This is a genomic window from Ferriphaselus sp. R-1, from assembly GCF_000746095.1.
GTDB lineage: Bacteria > Pseudomonadota > Gammaproteobacteria > Burkholderiales > Gallionellaceae > Ferriphaselus.
The window spans coordinates 71,880-92,664 of record NZ_KN050807.1; the positions used below are offsets into that span (position 1 = coordinate 71,880).

The 20,785-nt window shown below is 62.1% G+C and carries 23 protein-coding genes, 1 tRNA gene and 1 riboswitch; of the genes, 21 read left to right on the forward strand and 3 right to left on the reverse strand.

Annotation, left to right across the window (positions count from 1 at the left end; genetic code table 11):
- Window positions 1-9 precede the first annotated feature (9 nt).
- The gene (queD, locus tag DM08_RS11250) at window positions 10-456 is read right to left on the reverse strand and encodes a 6-carboxytetrahydropterin synthase QueD (protein ID WP_035384747.1); all 447 of its coding nucleotides are present in this window, start codon (window positions 454-456) and stop codon (window positions 10-12) included.
- A gap of 116 nt (window positions 457-572) precedes the next feature.
- On the opposite strand from queD, the gene DM08_RS11255 reads away from it, so the two are divergent.
- The 12 genes from DM08_RS11255 (at window position 573) to DM08_RS11310 (ending at window position 11,064) form a co-directional block, all read left to right on the forward strand.
- Entirely contained in the window at window positions 573-1,202 is a 630-nt protein-coding gene (locus tag DM08_RS11255) for a phosphoribosylanthranilate isomerase (RefSeq protein ID WP_255358325.1), read from the forward strand.
- The gene (gene trpB / locus DM08_RS11260) at window positions 1,150-2,391 is read left to right on the forward strand and encodes a tryptophan synthase subunit beta (RefSeq protein WP_051938181.1); all 1,242 of its coding nucleotides are present in this window, start codon (window positions 1,150-1,152) and stop codon (window positions 2,389-2,391) included. The genes DM08_RS11255 and trpB overlap by 53 nt, the downstream gene beginning before the upstream one ends.
- Complete coding sequence (trpA, locus tag DM08_RS11265) at window positions 2,388-3,188, forward strand: tryptophan synthase subunit alpha (RefSeq protein ID WP_035384749.1); 801 nt, start codon at window positions 2,388-2,390, stop codon at window positions 3,186-3,188. The genes trpB and trpA overlap by 4 nt, the downstream gene beginning before the upstream one ends.
- A gap of 61 nt (window positions 3,189-3,249) precedes the next feature.
- A complete protein-coding gene (accD, locus tag DM08_RS11270; RefSeq protein WP_035384750.1) occupies window positions 3,250-4,131 on the forward strand; it encodes an acetyl-CoA carboxylase, carboxyltransferase subunit beta in 882 nt (293 codons plus the stop codon).
- 4 nt (window positions 4,132-4,135) lie between these two features.
- Window positions 4,136-4,486: a DUF3147 family protein gene (locus DM08_RS11275; protein WP_035384751.1), complete on the forward strand. Its 351-nt coding sequence runs from the start codon at window positions 4,136-4,138 to the stop codon at window positions 4,484-4,486.
- A gap of 15 nt (window positions 4,487-4,501) precedes the next feature.
- Window positions 4,502-5,788: a bifunctional tetrahydrofolate synthase/dihydrofolate synthase gene (gene folC / locus DM08_RS11280; RefSeq protein ID WP_088177617.1), complete on the forward strand. Its 1,287-nt coding sequence runs from the start codon at window positions 4,502-4,504 to the stop codon at window positions 5,786-5,788.
- A gap of 19 nt (window positions 5,789-5,807) precedes the next feature.
- The gene (locus DM08_RS13310; protein WP_051938183.1) at window positions 5,808-6,491 is read left to right on the forward strand and encodes an SPOR domain-containing protein; all 684 of its coding nucleotides are present in this window, start codon (window positions 5,808-5,810) and stop codon (window positions 6,489-6,491) included.
- Window positions 6,491-6,979 (forward strand): CvpA family protein, encoded by a 489-nt coding sequence (locus tag DM08_RS11290; RefSeq protein ID WP_035384753.1) that lies wholly within the window; start codon window positions 6,491-6,493, stop codon window positions 6,977-6,979. The genes DM08_RS13310 and DM08_RS11290 overlap by 1 nt, the downstream gene beginning before the upstream one ends.
- A 21-nt stretch (window positions 6,980-7,000) precedes the next feature.
- A complete protein-coding gene (gene purF, locus DM08_RS11295) occupies window positions 7,001-8,527 on the forward strand; it encodes an amidophosphoribosyltransferase (protein WP_035384754.1) in 1,527 nt (508 codons plus the stop codon).
- 28 nt (window positions 8,528-8,555) lie between these two features.
- A riboswitch (SAM riboswitch) is annotated at window positions 8,556-8,633 on the forward strand.
- Window positions 8,634-8,669: 36 nt separating this feature from the next.
- Window positions 8,670-9,842: an O-succinylhomoserine sulfhydrylase gene (locus DM08_RS11300; RefSeq protein WP_035384755.1), complete on the forward strand. Its 1,173-nt coding sequence runs from the start codon at window positions 8,670-8,672 to the stop codon at window positions 9,840-9,842.
- The gene (gene pncC, locus DM08_RS11305) at window positions 9,842-10,333 is read left to right on the forward strand and encodes a nicotinamide-nucleotide amidase (RefSeq protein ID WP_035384756.1); all 492 of its coding nucleotides are present in this window, start codon (window positions 9,842-9,844) and stop codon (window positions 10,331-10,333) included. Before DM08_RS11300 ends, pncC begins: the two co-directional genes overlap by 1 nt.
- Window positions 10,333-11,064 carry a pseudouridine synthase gene (locus DM08_RS11310; RefSeq protein ID WP_035384757.1) on the forward strand — a complete coding sequence of 244 codons (732 nt, stop codon included), beginning with the start codon at window positions 10,333-10,335 and terminating at the stop codon, window positions 11,062-11,064. The genes pncC and DM08_RS11310 overlap by 1 nt, the downstream gene beginning before the upstream one ends.
- Before the next feature lie 55 nt (window positions 11,065-11,119).
- Here the strand turns inward: DM08_RS11310 and DM08_RS11315 are convergent, their stop codons facing one another.
- Window positions 11,120-12,154: an NADP(H)-dependent aldo-keto reductase gene (locus tag DM08_RS11315; RefSeq protein ID WP_035384758.1), complete on the reverse strand. Its 1,035-nt coding sequence runs from the start codon at window positions 12,152-12,154 to the stop codon at window positions 11,120-11,122.
- 94 nt (window positions 12,155-12,248) lie between these two features.
- Between DM08_RS11315 and DM08_RS11320 the strand changes: the two genes are divergently transcribed.
- From DM08_RS11320 to DM08_RS12400, 9 genes are all read left to right on the forward strand, one after another.
- Window positions 12,249-12,626 (forward strand): VOC family protein, encoded by a 378-nt coding sequence (locus tag DM08_RS11320; RefSeq protein ID WP_035384759.1) that lies wholly within the window; start codon window positions 12,249-12,251, stop codon window positions 12,624-12,626.
- Window positions 12,623-13,012 (forward strand): YchJ family protein, encoded by a 390-nt coding sequence (locus DM08_RS11325; RefSeq protein ID WP_035384760.1) that lies wholly within the window; start codon window positions 12,623-12,625, stop codon window positions 13,010-13,012. The genes DM08_RS11320 and DM08_RS11325 overlap by 4 nt, the downstream gene beginning before the upstream one ends.
- Window positions 13,013-13,093: 81 nt before the next feature.
- On the forward strand, window positions 13,094-13,936 hold the full coding sequence (gene prmC, locus DM08_RS11330; RefSeq protein WP_088177618.1) for a peptide chain release factor N(5)-glutamine methyltransferase: 843 nt from the start codon (window positions 13,094-13,096) through the stop codon (window positions 13,934-13,936).
- 61 nt (window positions 13,937-13,997) lie between these two features.
- Window positions 13,998-14,306 carry a Grx4 family monothiol glutaredoxin gene (gene grxD, locus DM08_RS11335; RefSeq protein WP_035384761.1) on the forward strand — a complete coding sequence of 103 codons (309 nt, stop codon included), beginning with the start codon at window positions 13,998-14,000 and terminating at the stop codon, window positions 14,304-14,306.
- 104 nt (window positions 14,307-14,410) lie between these two features.
- On the forward strand, window positions 14,411-15,163 hold the full coding sequence (gene tpiA, locus DM08_RS11340) for a triose-phosphate isomerase (RefSeq protein WP_035384762.1): 753 nt from the start codon (window positions 14,411-14,413) through the stop codon (window positions 15,161-15,163).
- A gap of 17 nt (window positions 15,164-15,180) precedes the next feature.
- On the forward strand, window positions 15,181-15,546 hold the full coding sequence (gene secG, locus DM08_RS11345; protein WP_035384763.1) for a preprotein translocase subunit SecG: 366 nt from the start codon (window positions 15,181-15,183) through the stop codon (window positions 15,544-15,546).
- 9 nt (window positions 15,547-15,555) lie between these two features.
- Window positions 15,556-15,640, forward strand: a tRNA-Leu gene (locus tag DM08_RS11350).
- A gap of 197 nt (window positions 15,641-15,837) precedes the next feature.
- Window positions 15,838-18,456 carry an alanine--tRNA ligase gene (gene alaS, locus DM08_RS11355; RefSeq protein ID WP_035384764.1) on the forward strand — a complete coding sequence of 873 codons (2,619 nt, stop codon included), beginning with the start codon at window positions 15,838-15,840 and terminating at the stop codon, window positions 18,454-18,456.
- Window positions 18,453-20,234: a sensor domain-containing diguanylate cyclase gene (locus DM08_RS12400; protein ID WP_051938185.1), complete on the forward strand. Its 1,782-nt coding sequence runs from the start codon at window positions 18,453-18,455 to the stop codon at window positions 20,232-20,234. Before alaS ends, DM08_RS12400 begins: the two co-directional genes overlap by 4 nt.
- Here DM08_RS12400 and DM08_RS11365 read toward each other — a convergent pair.
- Window positions 20,231-20,743 carry a Smr/MutS family protein gene (locus tag DM08_RS11365; protein ID WP_035384765.1) on the reverse strand — a complete coding sequence of 171 codons (513 nt, stop codon included), beginning with the start codon at window positions 20,741-20,743 and terminating at the stop codon, window positions 20,231-20,233. The genes DM08_RS12400 and DM08_RS11365 overlap by 4 nt on opposite strands.
- Window positions 20,744-20,785 lie beyond the last annotated feature (42 nt).

Consider the following 20,785-nt stretch of genomic DNA (forward strand, 5'->3'; position numbering starts at 1 on the left):
CTCCAGTGGTTATGCGGTTCTCAGATGGTCGGCCCAGTTGTTGGGGGTTTCATACAGGCGCACCCGTTCCAGTTGCAGGTGGTTGCCATAAGTGTCGCGGTAGGCGCTGTCGAGCAGCTCGAAGGCGATCATGGCCAGATGTTCGGCGGTGGGGGGCACGTCGAGCACCACGGTCTTGTGCCCGGGCATGGTCGCCAGAAAATCCAGCACGCTCCGGTCGCCCCGATACACCAGGAAAGCATGGTCCCAGGTGTCCACCACGATCTCTTTCGCGATACGTTTCACCTCGGAGAAATCCATCACCATGCCTTGTTCGGAGAGTCCTTCGGTGGTGATGATGTCGCCGGACAGGGTGATCTCCAGTGCGTAGCGATGGCCGTGCAGATGGCGGCACTGGCTGTTGTGGTTGGGAATGCGATGTCCGGCATCGAATTCCAGTCTGCGGGTGATTTGCATGGTGGGTCGGATAGGCTGAATTGCGCCGGATTATAGCCGAGCGGCGGTCGCGCGAGGTCCATGAATTTGGTCGCGGGCACGAATGCACTTACAATGCGGCTCGTGCTGAATTTAGTGTGTTCGAGATGACTAGAATCAAGGTGTGCGGCCTGACCCGCGTTGCAGACATCCAGCGCGTCGCCGCCAGCGGTGCGGATGCCATCGGACTGGTGTTCTACGCGCAGAGTCCGCGCTACGTCACGCCCGAGCAGGCGCGACTTCTGCTGGCTGCGCTGCCGCCCTTCGTCACTGTCGTCGGGCTGTTCGTCAATGCCAGCGCAGCCGAGGTGCGCGCCGTGTTGCAGCAGGTGCCGCTCGATGTGTTGCAGTTCCACGGCGAAGAGTCGCCGGAGTTCTGTCGGCAGTTTGCCCGACCTTATCTCAAGGCGATCCGGGTCAAGGCGGGGGTGGATTTGCTACAATGCGCGGCGCGTTATGCCGACGCGCAGGCGTTGCTGCTGGATGCCTACGTCGAAGGCACGCACGGCGGCACGGGCGAATCCTTTGATTGGGCGCTCATCCCGCAACACCTGCCGCTGCCGGTGATCCTGTCCGGTGGTTTGCATGCGGGCAACGTGGCGGCGGCGATAGCTGCAGTGCGGCCTTACGCGGTGGATGTGTCCAGCGGCGTGGAGTCGGCAAAAGGAATCAAAGATGCGGCGAAGATCGCCGCATTCATCAAAGAGGTTAAGTGCATTGAGTTATAACTATCCAGACCAAGGCGGCCACTTCGGCCAGTTCGGCGGCATCTACATGGCCGAGACGCTCATACCCGCTGTGGAAGAGCTGCGCGTGCAGTACCTGCGCTTCCGCGACGATCCCGAATTCAAGGCCGAGTTCGCCCACGAACTGAAACACTACGTTGGCCGTCCCAGCCCCATCTACCACGCCAAGCGCCTGTCCGACAGTCTGGGTGGCGCGCAGATCTACCTCAAGCGCGAAGACCTGAATCATACCGGCGCGCACAAGATCAACAACGCCATCGGCCAGGCCTTGCTGGCCAAGCGCATGGGCAAGAAGCGCGTCATCGCCGAGACCGGCGCGGGCATGCACGGCGTGGCGACGGCCACCGTAGCCGCACGCTTCGGCATGGAATGCATCGTGTACATGGGCGCGGAAGACATCCAGCGCCAGGCACCCAACGTGTTCCGCATGAAGTTGCTGGGCGCGACTGTCGTGCCGGTGGAGAGCGGCTCCAAGACGTTGAAAGATGCCTGCAACGAAGCTATCCGCGACTGGGTCACCAACGTCGAGTCCACTTTCTACATCTTCGGTACCGCAGCAGGTCCGCACCCGTATCCGATGATGGTGCGCGACTTCCAATGCGTGATCGGCAACGAAGCCAAGGTGCAGATGCCGGAGATGATCGGTCGCCAGCCGGATGCGGTGATCGCCTGCGTGGGCGGCGGCTCCAACGCCATCGGCCTGTTTCATCCCTATATCGACGTGCCGAACGTGCAGATCATCGGCGTGGAGGCGGGCGGTTACGGTGTCGCCAGCGGCAAACACGCCGCGCCGCTCACCGCGAACGCCAAGGTCGGCGTGCTGCACGGCAACAAGGTCAATCTGATGCAGGACGAGAACGGCCAGATCATCGAGACGCACTCCATCTCCGCCGGACTGGACTACCCCGGTGTCGGCCCTGAGCATTGCTTGCTCAAGGATATAGGGCGTGCTCAGTATGTGGCCGCTGACGACGACGAGGCCATCGCTGCCTTCGACGCGTTGTGCCGCTTTGAGGGCATCATCCCGGCGCTGGAATCCAGCCACGCCTTGGCGCACGCGATCAAGATCGCGCCGTCCATGGGCAAGGACAAAGTGCTGCTGGTGAATCTGTCCGGTCGCGGCGACAAGGACATGAACACGGTGGCGCGCATCAAGGGGATCACGCTATGAGCCGCATCCAGACGACCTTTGCCAGACTCAAAGCCGCTCAGCGCAAGGCGCTGATCCCGTTTATCACCGCCGGTGACCCCTCGCCCCAGCTGACCGTGCCCTTGTTGCATGGTTTGGTCGCGGCGGGTGCGGACGTGCTGGAACTGGGCGTGCCATTCTCCGACCCGATGGCGGACGGCCCGACCATCCAGCGCGCTTCCGAACGTGCGCTCAAGCAAGGTGTCAGCCTGCGCAGCGTGCTGGCCATGGTGGCGGAGTTCCGCCAGCTGGACACGACTACGCCGGTGGTGCTGATGGGCTACGGCAATCCGATCGAAGCGATGGGCTGGGAGGTGTTCGCCAAACGCTGCGCCGAGGTCGGTGTGGATGGCGTGCTGACGGTCGATTTTCCGCCGGAAGAAAGTCACGAGGCGTTCGAGCATCTGGAGGCGTATGGGGTCGATCCGATCTTCCTGCTGGCGCCGACCACCAGCGACGAGCGCATCGCCGCTGTGGCCAAGCTGGCGCGCGGCTACGTGTACTACGTGTCACTCAAGGGCGTGACTGGGGCGGGCAACCTCGACCTGTCCGCCATCGAGGAGAAGATGCCGCACATGCGCCGTTACCTTGACCTGCCCATCGGAGTAGGTTTCGGTATCCGCGATGCGGCTACTGCTGAAGCGGTGGCGAAGCTGTGCGATGGCGTGGTGGTCGGCAGTCGCATCGTGCAGGAGATCGAGAATTCGACAGAACAAAATGTGGTCGCCCATGTAGCGACCCTGGTTGGCGAACTGAGACAGGCCGTCGATCGGGCCTGAGTGCGAACTACCGGGCTTCCGTCGTCCAGACGGGAGCGACGCAAAATTAGGAGGAAATGCCATGAGCTGGTTCCAAAAGATGTTACCCCCCAAGATCAATCGTCGGGGAGGAGAAGAAGCCAAAAAGAACGTGCCGGAAGGACTTTGGTTCAAGTGTCCGAGCTGCCAGACCGTGCTGTATCACACCGATCTGGAAAAGAATCTCGACGTATGTCCGACCTGTAGCCACCATCACCGTATCAGCGCGCGTGCGCGCCTGAACGCCTTGCTCGATAGCGAAGGCCGTTTCGAGATCGGTACCGAAGTGCAGCCGGTGGACACGCTCAAGTTCAAGGATCAGAAGAGATACACCGACCGCCTGACCGCCTCGCAAAAGAGCACGGGCGAGGATGATGCGCTGGTGGTGATGCAAGGCAACATCCAGTCCGTGCCGGTGGTCGCCGCCGTGTTCGAATTCAGCTTCATGGGCGGCTCGATGGGTTCCGTCGTCGGCGAGCGCTTTGTGCGCGGCGTGCAAGTCGCGCTGGAGCAGCGTTGCCCCTTCGTCTGTTTCGCTGCCAGCGGCGGCGCGCGCATGCAGGAAGGCTTGTTGTCGCTGATGCAGATGGCCAAAACTTGCGCCGCGCTGACCCAGCTCTCGCAGGAAAAGCTCCCCTTCATCTCCGTGCTGACCGACCCCACCATGGGCGGCGTGTCCGCCAGCTTCGCCTTCATGGGCGATGTGGTTATCGCTGAACCCGGCGCACTGATCGGCTTCGCCGGCGCCCGCGTGATCCAGCAGACCGTGCGCGAGACCTTGCCCGAAGGCTTCCAGCGCGCCGAATTCCTGCTCGAACACGGTGCCGTGGACATGATTGTGGATAGACGCGAGATGCGCAAACAACTGGCTACACTGATTACCCTGCTGCAGAAACAGGCGGCGGTGGAGAGCGAGGCGGCGTAGGGCGGTGTTTTACTATGCGCTGAAGGTCGGTGTTTCTGCCGCCGTCATCGTGGCGGTGACGGAGATCGCCAAGCGCAGTAGTGGATTTGCCGCCCTCATTGCTGCCTTGCCGCTGACTTCGCTGCTGGCCTTCATGTGGCTGTATTTTGAGGGTGCAGAGCCGACACGAATCGCCGATTTGTCTGGCCAGATATTCTGGTTGGTATTGCCTTCACTGGCCTTGTTTCTGTTGCTGCCGGTGCTTATTCGGCAGGGGCTGGGTTTCTGGTCTAGTCTTGCGATTTCCACTGTGGCCACTTCAGTCTGTTATCTTGCCATGCTGCCCCTGCTACGCAAATTTGGAGTGCAGTTGTAATATCTGATTGCTGAAATGCATAGCACACTGTCCGACTGGCTCTCTTATCTTGAATCCCTCCACCCCAAAACCATCGCGCTCGGTCTGGAGCGGGTGGCGGAGGTCAAGCAGCGGCTGAATCTGCACCCTGAATTTCCCGTCATCATCGTCGGTGGCACCAACGGCAAGGGCTCGGTCTGCGCCATGCTGGAAGCCATACTGCACGCTGCCGGATACAAGGTCGGCTGCTACACCTCGCCGCACCTGCTGGATTACAACGAGCGCGTGCGCATCGCCAAACGTCAGGCGAGCGATGCGGAGCTGTGTGCATCGTTCGAGGCCATCGAGCGGGCACGTGGTGACATAGCACTGACCTATTTCGAATTCGGCACGCTGGCGGCGATGCAGTGTTTCATCGAGCACCAGGTGGATGTCGCCATCCTGGAAGTCGGGCTGGGCGGGCGGCTGGATGCGGTGAACGTGTTCGATGCTGACGTAGCGGTGGTGACCAGTGTGGACATTGATCACATTGATTATCTGGGCGACACACGGGAAAAGATTGCCTTCGAGAAGGCGGGCATTTTCCGGCCGGGCAGGGTGGCGGTCTGCGCCGATAGCGATGTGCCGTCAGCCTTGCGCGCCCATGCCGAGCAGATCGGGGCGGAGTTGTGGTGCGTGGCGCGTGATTTTGGTTTCGAGCTTCTGGCCAATGTTCATGGCGCGGGCGCACAGCAATGGAACTATCGTAGCAAGCTCGGCTCGCGTCACGCCTTGCCCATTCCCGCACTGCGCGGTGCTTTCCAGTTGCACAACGCCAGCGCCGTGCTGGCCGCGCTGGATGCGTTGAATGATCGCTTGCCGGTGAGTATGGAGGCGGTGCGGCGCGGTTTGGTAGAGGTGCAGTTGGCAGGACGTTTCCAGTTCGTGCCGGGCACGCCAACGCTGATCCTGGATGTCGCGCACAACCCGCACGCGGCGCGTTCGCTGGCGCAGAACCTTGCCAGCCTGCCGCCCGCCAAGACCTATGCAGTGTTTGCCATGCTCAAGGACAAGGATATGACGGGGGTGGTGGAGGCGCTGCGCGATCAGATCAATGTCTGGCTGGTCGCCGGGATAGACGCACCACGCGGTGCAACAGCGGATGAGTTGGCGCGAGTCCTGCGCGAGGTAAACGTGGCCGGTGAGATCATGGAGTTTGAAAATGCGGCTTCTGCCTTGCTTCACGCCAGCAAGGTGGCGGGTGGTAGTGATAGAATCGCGGCCTTCGGTTCATTCTACACAGTGGCGGAAGTGATGCAGGCGCGCAAACTGCGCGCGGGCTGATTCCCAACAGGTACGGGCGATGGCAAAACAGGTGACAGACGAGGAAGCTGGCCTCAAGCGGCAAGCGCGACGCAGGCTGATCGGCGCAGTGGCGCTGGTCACGGCAGTGGCGGTGATCCTGCCTATGGTGCTGGACAGCGAACCCAAGCCAGCCGGGGTGGACATCGAGTTACGCATCCCGGACAAAGACAAGGTCGCGGCGTTTCAACCGGCGCCAGCCCCGGCTGTACCGGCGGCTGTTGCACCGCAGCACGTTTCGGCTCCTGTGGCGGCAGAGCCGCAGGCTGCCCCGACGGATACGGTCATCGCGCCCGCACCCGTGGCGGAGCCAGCACCGGTGGCACCAGCCGCGAAGCCTGAAGTACAGTCTGCAGCCAAGCCGGAGTTGAAACCCGCCGCGAAACCGGAACAAAAGCCTGAGCCTAAAGCCGAGGCCAAGCCGGAAGCCAAATCCCCCGCCAAGTCTGAGGGTGGCAAGCCTGGCTTCGTGTTGCAGGTCGGGGCGTATGCCAATGCCGAGATCGCCAAGGATTGGCAGGTCAAACTGAAGAAGCACGGCTTCCATGCCTATACCGAACCGGCAGGCGCGCGCACCCGCTTGCGTGTTGGTCCCTTCACTACACATGAGGCTGCGGATGCTGCGCGGCAGAAGTTGCAGGGCTTGGGCTTGCACCCTGATCTGCTGGATATTGGGAGTAAATGATGACCATTTTTGACTTTGTCGTGATCGGTGTGATGTTGCTATCGGTGGCTCTCGGCTTGTGGCGGGGGCTGGCGCATGAGGCGATGTCCATCATCGGTTTAGTCGTCGCCTATCAGTTGGCCAGGATGTATGCCCATACTCTGGGGGTGTGGCTGCCTGCCGCCTCGGGGCCTGAATATGTGCGGGTGATCGTCGCCTTCGTCGCGATCTTCGTGATTGTGGTGTTCGCCTCGGATGCCGTCGCTGCGCTGATCTCCAAACTGATGGGTACGGCCGGTCTGGGCTTGGTGAACCGCATTCTGGGCGGTGGTTTCGGGGTGATTCGCGGCGGCCTGCTGGTGCTTATCATGGTCTGGCTGGCTGGCATGACCAGCCTGCCGCAGCAGACATTCTGGCGGGACGCGGCACTCAGCCGTCCCTTGGTCAACTTCGCGCTGGAACAGAAGGATTGGTTGCCCGACAATCTGGCCCAGCGTCTGCATTATTGATATTCGAATTGGACTGAATCTATGTGTGGCATTTTAGGTGTCGTAGCGCAAACCCCGGTCAACCAGCTGTTGTATGACGGCTTGCAGGTGTTGCAGCACCGTGGGCAGGATGCCGCTGGCATCGCCACGCTGGAAGGGCGTACGTTCTGCCTGCACAAAGGCAACGGCTTGGTGCGCGACGTGTTCCGCACACGCAACATGCGCGCCCTCAAGGGCAACGCAGGCATCGCCCATGTGCGCTATCCGACCGCCGGTAATGCGGTCGATCACAACGAGGCGCAGCCGTTCTATGTGAACTCCCCGTTCGGCATCGTGCTCGGCCACAACGGCAATCTGACCAACACTGAGGAGTTGCGTCGCGCCATGTACCAGCAGGATCTGCGCCACATCAATACCGGTTCGGATTCGGAGGTGCTGCTCAATGTGCTGGCGCATGAGATCCAGGCGCAGGCTACCGGCTTCAAGCTCGATCCGCAGAAGATATTCGCCGCCGTGGTGGGTGTGCAGCGCCGGGTGAAGGGCGCGTATGCGGTGGTGGCAATGATCGCCGGTTACGGCCTGCTGGCGTTCCGCGATCCGCACGGCATCCGTCCGCTGGTGATGGGCACGCACGAGATGAACGGCAAGACCGAACATCTGATCGCCTCCGAGAGCGTGGCGCTGGATACGCTGGGCTTCAAATTCGTGCGCGACATCGCGCCGGGCGAAGCGGTGTTCATCGATTTCGACGGCAATTTCCACAGCCAGCAATGCGCGGAGCAGGCCACGCTCAGCCCGTGCATCTTCGAATATGTCTATTTCGCCCGCCCCGATTCGGTGATGGACGGCATCTCGGTCTACGCCACGCGCCTGTACATGGGCGAGTTCCTGGCCGATAAACTGGTACGCGAGTGGGGAGGGCACGACATCGACGTGGTCATTCCCATCCCCGATTCCAGCCGCCCGAGTGCGCTGCAACTGGCGAATCATCTGGGCATCCCGTTTCGCGAAGGCTTCGTCAAGAACCGCTATATTGGCCGAACCTTCATCATGCCGGGGCAGGCGATGCGCAAGAAGTCGGTGCGCCAGAAGCTGAATGCGATCGGCATCGAGTTCAAGGACAAGAACGTGCTGCTGGTGGACGATTCCATCGTGCGCGGAACCACCAGCCGCGAGATCGTGCAGATGGCGCGTGAGGCCGGTGCGCGCAAGGTCTATTTCGCCTCGGCTGCCCCGCCCGTCATGTACCCCAATGTCTACGGCATCGACATGCCCAGCGGCAAGGAATTGATCGCGACCGGTCGCACCGACGACGAGATCTGCCGCGAGATCAGTGCGGATCGTCTGATCTATCAGGATCTGGACGATCTCAAGCGCGCGGTACAGAAAGCCAATCCGACGCTGACCCAGTTCGATTGCTCCTGCTTCGATGGACAGTACATCACCGGCGACATCACGCCGGAATATCTGGCGCGCGTCGAAGCGGCACGTATCGGCGGCAAGGCGGCAGCGTCTGCCGAGGAAGATCAGATGGAGCTGGATCTGGCGATGAGCGTCTCGTCGATGTAGTCGTTGACGTGTCACGGGGCGAGTGTTAGTTTCCGCCTGCGCCGATTTGAGGAACAGCTTGCGGGCGCGTTAAAAATACAGCTAAAGCGGGTGAACCCGGTTTGGCGCTAAGCTTTCCGGGTTTTTGCTTTTGGGAGCCACCATGTCAGAGTTTGAAAACTATCAACCAGAGACGCTGGCGGTGCGTGCCGGCACCGAACGTAGCCAGTTCCACGAACACAGCGAGGCGTTGTTCCTGACTTCCAGCTTTGTGTTCGACAGTGCCGAGCAGGCGGCGCGGCGCTTCATCGGCGAGGAGCCGGGCAACATCTACGCGCGTTTCACCAACCCCACCGTCACCATGTTCGAGCAGCGGCTAGCGGCGCTGGAAGGCGCGGAACAGTGCATCGCCACGGCTTCCGGCATGTCGGCGATTCTGGCCGCCTGCATGGGACTGCTCAAGGCGGGCGACCATGTGGTGGCATCGCAGAGCCTGTTCGGCGCGACGGTGAACCTGTTCAACAACATCCTGAACAAGTTCGGCATCGAGACGAGCTATGTGTCGGCCACCGACGTGGCGCAGTGGCGCGCTGCCGTGCGCCCGAACACACGATTGTTCTTCCTGGAGACGCCGTCCAACCCGCTGACCGAGATCTCCGACATCGCGGCGATCTCCGCTGTGGCCAAGGAATGTGGCGCGCTGCTGGCGGTGGACAACTGCTTCTGTACGCCCATCCTGCAACAGCCGCTCAAGTTGGGCGCGGATGTCGTGATCCACTCCGCCACCAAATACATCGACGGGCAGGGCAGGGTGCTGGGCGGCGCGGTGCTGGGCGACAAGAAGAGGCTGGAAGGCGTGTACGGTTTCCTGCGCACGGCGGGCCCGACCATGAGCGCGTTCAACGCCTGGGTGTTTCTCAAGGGGCTGGAAACGCTGAAGCTGCGCATGGACGCGCATTGCGCCAACGCCCTGCAACTGGCGCGCTGGCTGGAGGCGCAGCCCAACGTGGCACAGGTGTTCTATCCCAGCCTGCCCTCGCACCCGCAGCATGAGTTGGCGATGAAGCAGCAGAAGAGCGGCGGCGGCATCGTGTCGTTCGAGGTGAAGGGCGGCAAGGAAGCCGCTTGGCGCGTGATCGACAACACGCAGATGCTGTCGGTGACGGCCAATCTGGGCGACACCAAGACCACCATCACCCATCCGGCCAGCACCACGCACGCCCGCATCACGCCGGAAGCGCGTGCGGCGGCCGGCATCAGCGACGGCTTGATCCGTATTGCGGTAGGGCTGGAAGCGGTGGAAGACATCCAGCGCGATCTGGCGCGGGGGCTGTGATGGACATCCTCGCGGCACAGGTGGGTGGTTTGCTCAAGTCGCATGGCATGATGCTGGCGGCGGCAGAGTCGTGTACCGGCGGTGCGGTGGCGGCAGCCATCACCGACATCGCGGGCAGCTCGGCCTGGTTCGAGCGCGGTTTCGTCACCTATGCCAATGCGGCCAAGGTCGAGATGCTGGGCGTGAACCCGGCCACGCTGGATCGATACGGCGCGGTAAGCGAGGCGACCGTGCGCGAGATGGCGCTGGGTGCTTTGCAGCACAGTCATGCCCATATCTCACTTGCCATCAGTGGCATCGCCGGGCCGGACGGCGGCTCCCCGGACAAGCCGGTCGGCACCGTCTGGTTCGCCTGGGCGCGCAAGCACGGCGAGGTCGTCGCACGCCTCCATCTGATCTCCGGCGGGCGCAATGTGGTGCGCGCCCAATCGGTGCGCGTCGCGTTGCAGGGCGTGGCTGACATGCTCAATCAACGCACCTTGCTGGCCTGATGGAAAAAATCAGGCTCTCCAAGCTGATGTCCGAGCAGGGCTTGTGCTCGCGGCGCGAGGCCGACAGCTACATCGAGCGCGGCTGGGTGAAGGTGGATGGCGTGGTGGTGAGCGAACTCGGCACCCGGATATTCCCGGATCAGCGTATCACGCTGGAACGTGCTGCGCAGGCGCAGCAGCGCTCGCGCGTCACCATCCTGCTGCACAAGCCGGTGGGCTACGTGTCGGGCCAGGCGGAAGATGGCTACAAACCTGCCGTGACGTTGGTGGGCGCGGCGACGCGCTACAGCGGCGACACGGCTCCAATCGATTTCCACCCTGCGCAATTGCGCGGTCTCGCGCCGGCAGGGCGGCTGGACATCGATTCGCAAGGCTTGCTGGTATTGACGCAAGACGGGCGCATCGCCAAGCAGCTCATTGGCGACGACTCGCAGGTCGAAAAGGAATATCTGGTGCGCGTGCAGGGTAAGCTGGACGAGCGCGGGCTGGCGCTGCTTAACCACGGTTTGACGCTGGATGGCGTGAAGCTGCGCCCGGCCCGGGTGAGCTGGCTCAACGACGATCAGCTGCGTTTCATCCTGCGCGAAGGACGCAAGCGGCAGATCCGTCGCATGTGCGAGTTGGTCGGGCTGAAGGTGGTCGGTCTGAAGCGCGTGCGCATCGGCAAGGTCAAGCTGTCCGAACTGCCGCCTGGCCAGTGGCGCTATCTGCGCGAAGACGAGGGCTTCTGAAAGTCGCCCTGGCGCATCTGCGTTAGTGGATGCGCCAGGGCGTCATCCGGCAATCTTAAGGAGCCGGGTCGGGGTAGCGCTGGTGCACCGCGTCTATCTTGGTCAGCACTTCGGCATCCAGCGTAAATTCGGCGCTGTCCAGATTCTCTTTCAACTGATCCAGCGTGGTCGCGCCCAGAATGACGCTGGCGGTGAAGCGGCGGCTGCGGGCGTAAGCCAGCGCCATTTGCGCCGGATTGAGTCCCGCTTCGCGAGCGATGCGCACGTACTCTGCGCTGGCGGCGGGGACGTTGGGCTTGTTGTAGCGCTGACCGAAGCCGGGAAACAGGGTGATGCGGCCAGGTGTCTGCGGGTTTTCCAGATACTTTCCAGTCAAGTGGCCGAAGGCCAGCGGGCTGTAGGCGAGCAGGCCGACGTTGGCGTGGTGGCAGACCTCGGCCAGCCCGGCTTCGAAAGTGCGGTTCATCAGGTGGTAGGCGTTCTGGACGCTGACGATCTTCGGCAGGCCGATCTGCTCGGCGCAGCGCACGAATTCCATCACACCCCACGGTGTCTCGTTGGAAAGGCCGATGTGGCGTACCTTGCCAGCCTGTACCAGTTCGGCCAGCGCCTGCAACTGTTCGACGATGGGCGTGCTGTCGCGCTCCTGCGCGGCATCGTAACGGGTGGCTCCGAACATCGGCACGTAGCGGTCGGGCCAGTGGATCTGGTAGAGATCGACGTAGTCGGTCTGCAAGCGGCGCAAGCTGCCGTCGATGGCGGACTGGATGTGCGCGCGGTCGATACGCGGGCCACCGCGTATCCAGCCGAAACCGCGCGCGGGTCCGGCGATCTTGGTGGCGACGACGAGCCGGTCACGCGGCTGGCGCTTTAGCCAGGTCCCGATGTAGGCTTCGGTGCGATGCACGGTCTCGGCGCGGGGTGCGACCGGATACATCTCGGCGGTGTCGATCAGATTCACTCCGCGCGCTACGGCGTAATCGAGCTGGGCATGCGCCTCGGCCTCGCTGTTCTGTTCGCCAAACGTCATCGTACCCAGACACAATGCGGATACGCTCAGATCACTGCCACCCAGTTTCCGGTATTCCATGTCACCTCCGCTCCAAAACGGCGGCCATTCTAACTTGCCTTGCCGCTGGGTGACTTCTATAGTGCGGCCTCCACGACCCGCTCCCCACTTTGTCATGAAGATTTCCTCGGTACTGCATGCCACGTTCCTGTCTTCCGATCTGACGCGTTCGCGTGCCTTTTACGAAGATGTGCTGAGCCTGTCGCCTGATGCGGCACGGCCTGCGATGGGTTTCGAGGGTGTGTGGTACGACCTGGGGCGGGGGCAGCAGATCCATCTGATGCGCTTGCCCGACCCCGAAGTCGGCCTGCAACGTCCAGCCCACGGCGGACGCGACCGCCATCTGGCGCTGGCGGCGGACGATCTGGGCGAGCTGGCGCGTCGGCTGGAGGTTGCGGGCATCGCCTACACCGTCAGCCAGTCCGGGCGGCGCGCCTTGTTCTGCCGCGACCCCGACGGCAACGCGCTGGAATTCATCGAGGTGCCGGTATGAAGAAGCAAACGTCGCTGTCCGATTGCCCGTGCGGCAGCGGACGCAGCTATGTCGCGTGTTGCCAGCCTTGGCACGCTGGCGTGGCAGCGCCCACGGCGGAAGCCTTGATGCGTTCGCGTTACACCGCCTACGTGCTGGACCTCGCACCCTATCTGCTGGCGACATGGCATGCCAGTACCCGCCCGGAGGAACTGCGCCCGGAAGTGCCTGCGCCCAAGTGGCTGGGCCTGTCGGTCAAACACCACCACGCCGACGGTGACGCTGCGACAGTCGAATTCGTCGCGCGTTACAAGCTCGGCGGGCGTGCTTTGCGTTTGCACGAGATCAGCCGATTCGTACGCGAGGACGGGCGCTGGTTCTATGTGGACGGCACGTTCCCCGAATAGCTGCCCGCCGGGAGCCTGCGTCAGGTCCGATAACTGATTTGCGGCTACAATCCCGCTCCGATCCCGCTGTCCGAATGCTCCATGCACTCCATTCTGTCCCTGTTGAGCCATAGCAAAACCGCACTGGAAGCCGCGCTCGGCCTTGATCCGGCGACGGCGCGCAGCGAAGCGCGGAGTCTGTTGCAGGCGGTGTTGCAGGTGGACCGCGCCTGGCTGATCGCGCATGATCGCGAAGTGGTCGCGCCCGAGCATCAGGCGCGATTCGATGCCGGATTGGCGCGGCGACTGGCGGGTGAGCCACTGGCCTACATCCTTGGCGAGCGCGAGTTCTTCGGCCTCGACTTCAAGGTCACCCCGGCTACGCTGATTCCCCGTGCCGATACCGAGTTGCTGGTGGAGTTGGCGTTGCAGAGGCAGTCGACGAGCGTGCTCGATCTGGGCACGGGTAGCGGGGCGGTCGCATTGTCCATCGCCCATGCCAGACCGGATGCGCTGGTGACGGCGGTCGATGCATCGGCGGCGGCACTGGCGGTGGCGCGGGAAAATGCCGTGCGTCTGGGATTGCTCAATGTGGCGCTGGTCGAGAGTGACTGGTTCGCGGCGCTGGCCGGGCGGACGTACGATTTGATCGTTTCCAATCCGCCTTACATCGCGGCTGACGATCCGCATCTGGTACAGGGCGATCTGCCGTTCGAACCCGCTTCAGCATTGGCTTCAGGGGCGGACGGTCTGGATGACATACGCCGCATCGTGGCCGCTGCGCCGGATTATCTGAGGGCGGGCGGTGAGTTGCTGCTGGAGCACGGCTACGATCAGGCGGATCGGGTCAGGTCGCTGCTGGAGCAACGGGGATTCGGCGAGGTGCGTTCGTTCCGCGATCTGGCGGGTATCGAACGGGTGACCGGCGGTCGCTGGCCGGCTTGACCGTGCCTCATTGCATTCGATACAATCCCGAGCAAATGACTCAACATAATCAGGTGATCGAATGGACATCCAGGAAACGATACGGCAGCAAGTGACCTCGAATCATATCGTGCTGTACATGAAGGGCACGCCCCAATTCCCGCAATGTGGCTTTTCCGCCAACGCAGTGCGCATCCTGCATACGCTGGGTGTGAGGGACTTTTTGAGCATGGATGTGCTGCGCGATCCCGAGCTGCGGCAGGGCATCAAGGATTATGCCAACTGGCCGACCATTCCCCAGCTTTACATCCATGGCGAGTTCGTGGGCGGATCGGACATCATGAGCGAGATGTTCCAGAGCGGCGAATTGCGCCAACTCATCAATCGCTGACCACTTCCCGTACGGCCTGTCGTCAGGCCCTACGCGGCATTGACCGGAAACCATTTCACGGGTAGGATTCGCGCCTTTCATGCAGTGACTTGGAGAGGGTGCTGATGCGACGCAAATTCGTGGCAGGTAATTGGAAGATGCACGGTTCCATGGTTGAGAACAAGGCCTTGCTCGATGCGGTGATCGCGGGCATGAGCCAGCTCAACACTGTGGATTGCGCCGTGTGCGTGCCGTATCCCTACCTGGCGCAAGCGCAGAACATGCTGACCGGTTCCAACGTCATGTGGGGCGCGCAAGATGTGCACCAGCTGGAGAAGGGTGCTTACACCGGCGAAGTCTCGGCAGAGATGTTGAACGATTTCGGTTGCCGCTATGCGATCGTCGGCCACTCCGAGCGTCGTGCCATTTATGGTGAGACCAATCTGGTCGTGGCTGGCAAGTTCGCCGCCGCGCAGAAGGCCAAGCTGACTCCCATCCTGTGTGTGGGCGAGACTCTGGATGATCGTGAGGGCGGCAAGACGGAAGACGTTGTAGCTGCTCAGTTGGACATCGTGATCGAGATGTGCGGCATCCATGCCTTGCGTAACTCCGTGCTGGCCTATGAGCCGGTGTGGGCCATCGGTACCGGAAAAACGGCATCGCCGGAACAGGCTCAGGAGGTTCATGCCTTCATCCGTCACCGCATCGCTGGGCATGATGCCTCGGTGGCCGAGCGGGTGATCATCCAGTACGGCGGCAGCGTCAAGCCGGGCAATGCGGCAGAATTGTTCGCCATGCCGGATATCGACGGCGGCCTGATCGGCGGTGCGGCCTTGGTGGCAGAAGACTTCCTGGCGATCTGTCGCGCAGGGAACTAATCGAACTTGGAGTAGATGTGGAATCTTTGATTTGGGTAGTGCATGTGCTGACAGCCGTGGTGCTGATCGGTCTGGTATTGATGCAGCATGGCAAGGGTGCCGACATGGGGGCTGCGTTCGGCTCCGGGTCGGCAGGTAGTCTGTTCGGCTCGACTGGGTCGGCCAACTTTTTGAGCCGCAGTACTGCGATCGCAGCGACCGTGTTCTTCATCACCAGCTTGTCGCTGACCTATGTCTATTCGCACCAGACAGCGCAGCAAGGCGTGATGGCCAAGCAGGTCGTCGCCCCAGTCGCGCCCAAGGATGCTGGCACACCTGGCTTGATCCCGGGTCAGGCGCCGGTTGTTCCGGTGGCTCCGGTCACTGTGCCGCCAGCGAAGTAACAAGTTTTAGCCGATGTGGTGAAATTGGTAGACACGCTATCTTGAGGGGGTAGTGGCGCAAGCCGTAGCAGTTCGAGTCTGCTCATCGGCACCAGTATGGTGCAAGAAGCCTGTGGTTACACAGGCTTTTTTGTTTCAAAAATCCAAGGGCTTAGCGTGCAAATCGCATGGCAAACTTCTTGTGGCTGGGCCTGATTAGGTAATAGAATGCGCGCGTACTTGCAGGAACGAATCCGGGGGGATTGCGTAGCAGGTATCTGAGCAAAAGAACGAGTATTCAGAAAGTTGATTATGAAAAGCAGCGAGATCCGCCAGAAATTCCTAGATTATTTTGCTTCCAAGGGCCACGCCGTGGTCGCTTCCAGCTCGCTGGTTCCGCATGACGATCCGACACTGCTGTTCACCAATGCCGGGATGAATCAGTTCAAGGACGTGTTCCTCGGTTTCGACAAGCGCCCCTACACCCGCGCTGCGTCTTCGCAGAAATGCGTGCGTGCAGGCGGCAAGCACAACGATCTGGAAAACGTCGGCTACACTGCGCGCCACCATACCTTCTTCGAGATGCTGGGCAACTTCAGCTTCGGCGACTACTTCAAGCGCGAAGCCATCCAGTACGCCTGGGAGCTGCTCACCGAGGTGTACAAGCTGCCCAAGGACAAGCTCACCGTTACCGTTTACGCCGAAGATGACGAGGCTTACGACATCTGGGCCAACGAGGTCGGCGTACCGCGTGAGCGCATCATCCGCATCGGCGACAACAAGGGCGCGCGCTACGCTTCCGACAATTTCTGGATGATGGGCGACACTGGTCCCTGTGGTCCCTGCACCGAAATCTTCTATGACCACGGCGATCATATCTGGGGCGGCCCACCCGGCAGCCCCGAGGAAGACGGCGACCGTTTCATCGAGATCTGGAACAACGTGTTCATGCAGTTCAATCGCGACGAAGCAGGCGTAATGCACCCGTTGCCCAAGCCTTCCGTCGATACCGGTATGGGGCTGGAGCGCATCTCGGCGGTGCTGCAACACGTCCACGCCAACTACGAGATCGACCTGTTCCAGGCGCTGATTGCCGCCGCCGCGCGCGAAACTTCCAGCGCCGACATGAACAGCCCCTCGCTGAAAGTGCTGGCCGACCACATCCGCGCCTGCTCCTTCCTCATCGCCGATGGCGTGATCCCCGGCAATGAAGGACGTGGCTATGTGCTGCGCCGGATTATCAGACGCGCGATTCGTCATGGTTACAAGCTCGGTGCACGCGCCGCCTTTTTCCACAAGCTGGTGCCCGACTTGGTCGAACAAATGGGCAGTGCCTACCCCGAACTCGCTGCCGCGCAAGTGCGCGTGATGGAGATCTTGAAGCAGGAAGAGGAGCGCTTCTTTGCGACCATCGAGAATGGCATGGCGATACTGGAAGCCGAGTTGACCACGTTGAGCGAAGGCGCGGTGTTCAATGGCGAGACGGCCTTCAAGCTGCACGATACCTACGGCTTCCCGCTCGACCTGACCGCTGACGTTTGCCGCGAGCGGGGTGTGACGGTGGACGATGCCGCTTTCAACGCCGCGATGGCGCGCCAGAAGGAACAAGCCCGCGCCGCTGGCAAGTTCAAGATGGCGACCAACCTCGAATACGACGGACCGGCCACCACTTTCCATGGCTATCAAACGCTGGAGCACAAGGGCAACATCCTCGCGCTGTACAAGGACGGCGCGGCGGTGAACGAGTTGAACGAGGGCGAGATGGGCGTGGTGGTACTGGACGACACCCCGTTCTACGCCGAATCCGGCGGTCAGGTCGGCGACCGGGGTGAGCTGCGCAGCGTGCACGGCATCTTCGCGGTGGAAGATACGCTGAAGATACAAGCCAGCGTGTTCGGCCACCACGGCGTGGTCAAGACCGGCAAGCTCACCGTCGGCAACGGCGTGAACGCCCGCGTGGACTTGGCGGCGCGTGCTGCGACCGAGCGCAACCACTCGGTGACGCACTTGATGCACAAGGCACTGCGCGAGGTGCTGGGCGCTCATGTGCAACAGAAAGGCTCGCAGGTCGATCCCGACAAGACGCGCTTCGACTTCGTCCACACCCAGCCGGTGAGCGATGCCGAGATTCGCCGCGTCGAGGCCATCGTCAATGCCGAGATTCTGGCCAATGCCGCCACCGATGCCAGCGTGATGGGCATCGAGGCCGCGCAGCAGACCGGCGCAATGATGTTGTTCGGCGAAAAATATGGCGACGAAGTTCGCGTGCTGACCATAGGCTCGTCCAAGGAACTGTGCGGCGGCACCCACGTCAAGCGCACCGGCGACATCGGCCTGTTCAAGGTCGTGGCCGAATCCGGCGTGGCCGCAGGCGTGCGCCGTATCGAAGCAGTCACGGGGGCGGGCGCGCTGGCTTTGATCCAGCAGCAGGAAGACCAGTTGTTCCAGGTCGCCGCTGCCGTGAAAGCGCAACCGCAAGAGGTCGCCGCCCGGGTGGTGCAGATCCTCGACAACGTGAAGTCGCTGGAGAAGGAACTTGCCGCGCTGAAATCCAAACTGGCCTCCGCCCAAGGCGACGAATTGGTGGCTCAAGCCCAGGACCTCAATGGCGTGAAAGTGTTGGCGGCCAGATTGGACGGCGCGGATGCCAACACCTTGCGCGAGACCATGGACAAGCTGAAGGACAAGCTCAAGAGTGCGGTCATCGTGCTGGCTGCGGTCGCTGACGGCAAAGTCAGTCTGGCAGCCGGGGTGACTGCCGATCAGACCGGGAAGGTGAAGGCGGGTGAGTTGGTCAACTTCGTCGCACAGCAGGTCGGTGGCAAGGGTGGCGGTCGTCCCGATATGGCGATGGCCGGGGGGACTCAGCCAGAGCATCTGGCGGGAGCGATGGCTGCCGTCCAGCCTTGGGTGGCAGCTAAGCTGTCATGACCATCCGCCTGTCCATACTGTTGGTGGCCATATCGGACGATGTGGCGCTGCGGTTGGACGGGCGGTTCAGGGAAGAGGGTGTGGAGGTCGTTTTCCGGCGTGCGGAAACGGCTGAGACTTTGGCGGGGGCCCTGTCCGAGCCGCTGAACCTGCTGATCGCTGGGGCGTCGCCGCTGTTGGACTTGCGCATGCTGGTGACCGAACTGCGCATCCGCTCGCTGGATGTGCCCATACTCGTGGTGACTGAAACAGGGCGCAATCAGGCCCAGTTCATGCGTGATGGCGCGCAGGATGTCTTCGTTTCCAGTGACCTTTCGCGTCTGGTGCCGGTCATCCGGCGCGAGCTCACGGCGGCGGTGCAACGTATGCAGCTGAGTGAGCAGATCGTCATCACCCATCTGCTGCAGGAGGTCGATGAGTTCATCCTCCGACGTGACGACTTTCCCGTCCTGGTTGGCCACATCGCTCAGCGCATCATCGAGCTGTTCGATTTCCGTTTGGTCTGGATAGGTTTGAAGGAGCCCGATGGCAGCATCGATGTAGTCGCATCGGCGGGGGCACAAGGTTATCTGCAGGACATCCCGATGCGCTGGGATGGTGCCGCGCCCGACCATTCCGTGGCTGGATTAGCCATCCGTCGGGGAGTGCCGGTCTCCTTGCCCTGGGATACTCCCGAGTTGGCACATTTGCGCGACCGGGCGCAGCGCTATGGGTTGCGCAGCATCCTGTCGCTGCCGCTGGGGGTAAAAGGGAATGTGATCGGTGTGCTGAACATCTATTCACCTCACGAGCAAGCCTTCAGCGAGGCAGTGGTGCAGCGGCTGACCGCGTTTGCTTCGCGCGTGACGGTGGCGATGCTGGCGGCGCGTGAGCAGCAGGAGTTGCGCCTGCTGGCGCTGGCGATGAGCAAGGCCGCGAATGCCATGTTCATCACCCGCAGCGACGGTGCGATCGAATGGATGAATGAGGCACTGACACACTTCAGCGGCTATCCTGTGCAAGAACTGCTGGGGCAGAACCCGCGCATCTTCGGGTCGGGACAGCACGATGCCGGGTTCTGGCAGGAGATGTGGCAGGCCATGCTGGATGGCCGGGTGTGGAGCAGTGATGTCGTCAACCGCCACCGTGATGGTCATCTTTATACCGTCAACCAGAACGTCTCGCCGCTCTATGACCTTTCCGGTCGTCTCTCACATTTCCTGGCCGTGCAGCAAGACGTGTCGGAAAAGAAACGGCTGGAACAAGAGATCCACTTCATGGCCTACCATGATGCGCTCACCGGACTGCCCAATCGCATCCTTTTCCATGACCGTGTGCAACAGGCCATCGTACAGGCACGCCGTAGCCGCAAGCCACTGGCACTGATGTTCATGGATCTGGATGGCTTCAAGGCGGTGAACGATACCTGCGGGCATGCCAAGGGGGACGAGTTGCTGCGGCAGGTCGCCGAGCGGATGAAAGCTTCGGTGCGCTCGGGCGATACCGTGGCGCGTCTGGCAGGGGATGAGTTCACTGTGCTCTTGCTCGATGTGCAGGGGGCGGAGAGCGTCGCCCAGGTGGCGCAGAAACTGCTCAACAGCATCGCGCGGCCTTTCGATCTGGGGGATGGGCAGGTGGTGGAAGTGACACTCAGTATCGGCATCAGCCTGTATCCCCGAGATGCGGGTGAGGCTGAGGCGCTGCTGAACGGCGCTGATCACGCCATGTATCAGGCCAAGAACGGCGGCAAGAACCGCTATGTTTTCCTGTCCCAGATCGAGGACGAGTCGCCGGTCTAGGTCTCCGTCCGTTTCAGCAATACCAGCACAGCCCCTCCGCCACCCAGAGCAGCGGACGGCTCGCACCAGGCGAGCACCAGCGGATGCTGGCTCAACCAATGGCGGGTGAGTCGCTTCAGCAGACCGTCACTGCCATCCGGTGCCCGACCTTTTCCATGCACGATGTTGACGCAGCGCAGCTGCCGTTGCTGAGCGTCGGCGATGAAGCGTGCCAGCAGGCCGCGTGCGCCCTCGCTGCTCAGGCCGTGCAGGTCGAGTTGGTCCTGCACCGGAAATTGCCCACGTCGCAGCTTGCGCAAGGTCATGCGCGACAGGCCGGAGCGCAGGAACTCCTGCGCGGCAAGCTCCTCCGCACCGTGGTCGGACCAACTGTCTTGGATCGGGAGTGGGGCGACTGTGTGTGTGCGGACCTTGGCGGGACGCGGCGGGGCGGGCGCTATACGGTCATCGGGTGCCAGCGGCGTGACATCCTGCATGGCTTGCCGGAAGAGGTCGCTGGCGTGTGACATGGGGTGGGGCGTGGACCGTCATCCCGGTAGATGCGGGATGAC

Excerpts from the sequence above, each read along its gene's own strand:
- DM08_RS11365 (WP_035384765.1), bottom strand. The coding sequence starts at position 20,743 with ATGTCACACGCCAGCGACCTCTTCCGGCAAGCCATGCAGGATGTCACG.
- prmC (WP_088177618.1), top strand. The coding sequence starts at position 13,094 with ATGCACTCCATTCTGTCCCTGTTGAGCCATAGCAAAACCGCACTGGAA.
- DM08_RS12400 (WP_051938185.1), top strand. The coding sequence starts at position 18,453 with ATGACCATCCGCCTGTCCATACTGTTGGTGGCCATATCGGACGATGTG.
- DM08_RS13310 (WP_051938183.1), top strand. The coding sequence starts at position 5,808 with ATGGCAAAACAGGTGACAGACGAGGAAGCTGGCCTCAAGCGGCAAGCG.
- trpB (WP_051938181.1), top strand. The coding sequence starts at position 1,150 with ATGCGGCGAAGATCGCCGCATTCATCAAAGAGGTTAAGTGCATTGAGT.
- DM08_RS11290 (WP_035384753.1), top strand. The coding sequence starts at position 6,491 with ATGACCATTTTTGACTTTGTCGTGATCGGTGTGATGTTGCTATCGGTG.
- tpiA (WP_035384762.1), top strand. The coding sequence starts at position 14,411 with ATGCGACGCAAATTCGTGGCAGGTAATTGGAAGATGCACGGTTCCATG.
- DM08_RS11300 (WP_035384755.1), top strand. The coding sequence starts at position 8,670 with ATGTCAGAGTTTGAAAACTATCAACCAGAGACGCTGGCGGTGCGTGCC.
- DM08_RS11315 (WP_035384758.1), bottom strand. The coding sequence starts at position 12,154 with ATGGAATACCGGAAACTGGGTGGCAGTGATCTGAGCGTATCCGCATTG.
- folC (WP_088177617.1), top strand. The coding sequence starts at position 4,502 with ATGCATAGCACACTGTCCGACTGGCTCTCTTATCTTGAATCCCTCCAC.
- DM08_RS11320 (WP_035384759.1), top strand. The coding sequence starts at position 12,249 with ATGAAGATTTCCTCGGTACTGCATGCCACGTTCCTGTCTTCCGATCTG.
- accD (WP_035384750.1), top strand. The coding sequence starts at position 3,250 with ATGAGCTGGTTCCAAAAGATGTTACCCCCCAAGATCAATCGTCGGGGA.
- DM08_RS11325 (WP_035384760.1), top strand. The coding sequence starts at position 12,623 with ATGAAGAAGCAAACGTCGCTGTCCGATTGCCCGTGCGGCAGCGGACGC.
- grxD (WP_035384761.1), top strand. The coding sequence starts at position 13,998 with ATGGACATCCAGGAAACGATACGGCAGCAAGTGACCTCGAATCATATC.
- pncC (WP_035384756.1), top strand. The coding sequence starts at position 9,842 with ATGGACATCCTCGCGGCACAGGTGGGTGGTTTGCTCAAGTCGCATGGC.
- alaS (WP_035384764.1), top strand. The coding sequence starts at position 15,838 with ATGAAAAGCAGCGAGATCCGCCAGAAATTCCTAGATTATTTTGCTTCC.
- purF (WP_035384754.1), top strand. The coding sequence starts at position 7,001 with ATGTGTGGCATTTTAGGTGTCGTAGCGCAAACCCCGGTCAACCAGCTG.
- trpA (WP_035384749.1), top strand. The coding sequence starts at position 2,388 with ATGAGCCGCATCCAGACGACCTTTGCCAGACTCAAAGCCGCTCAGCGC.
- queD (WP_035384747.1), bottom strand. The coding sequence starts at position 456 with ATGCAAATCACCCGCAGACTGGAATTCGATGCCGGACATCGCATTCCC.
- DM08_RS11310 (WP_035384757.1), top strand. The coding sequence starts at position 10,333 with ATGGAAAAAATCAGGCTCTCCAAGCTGATGTCCGAGCAGGGCTTGTGC.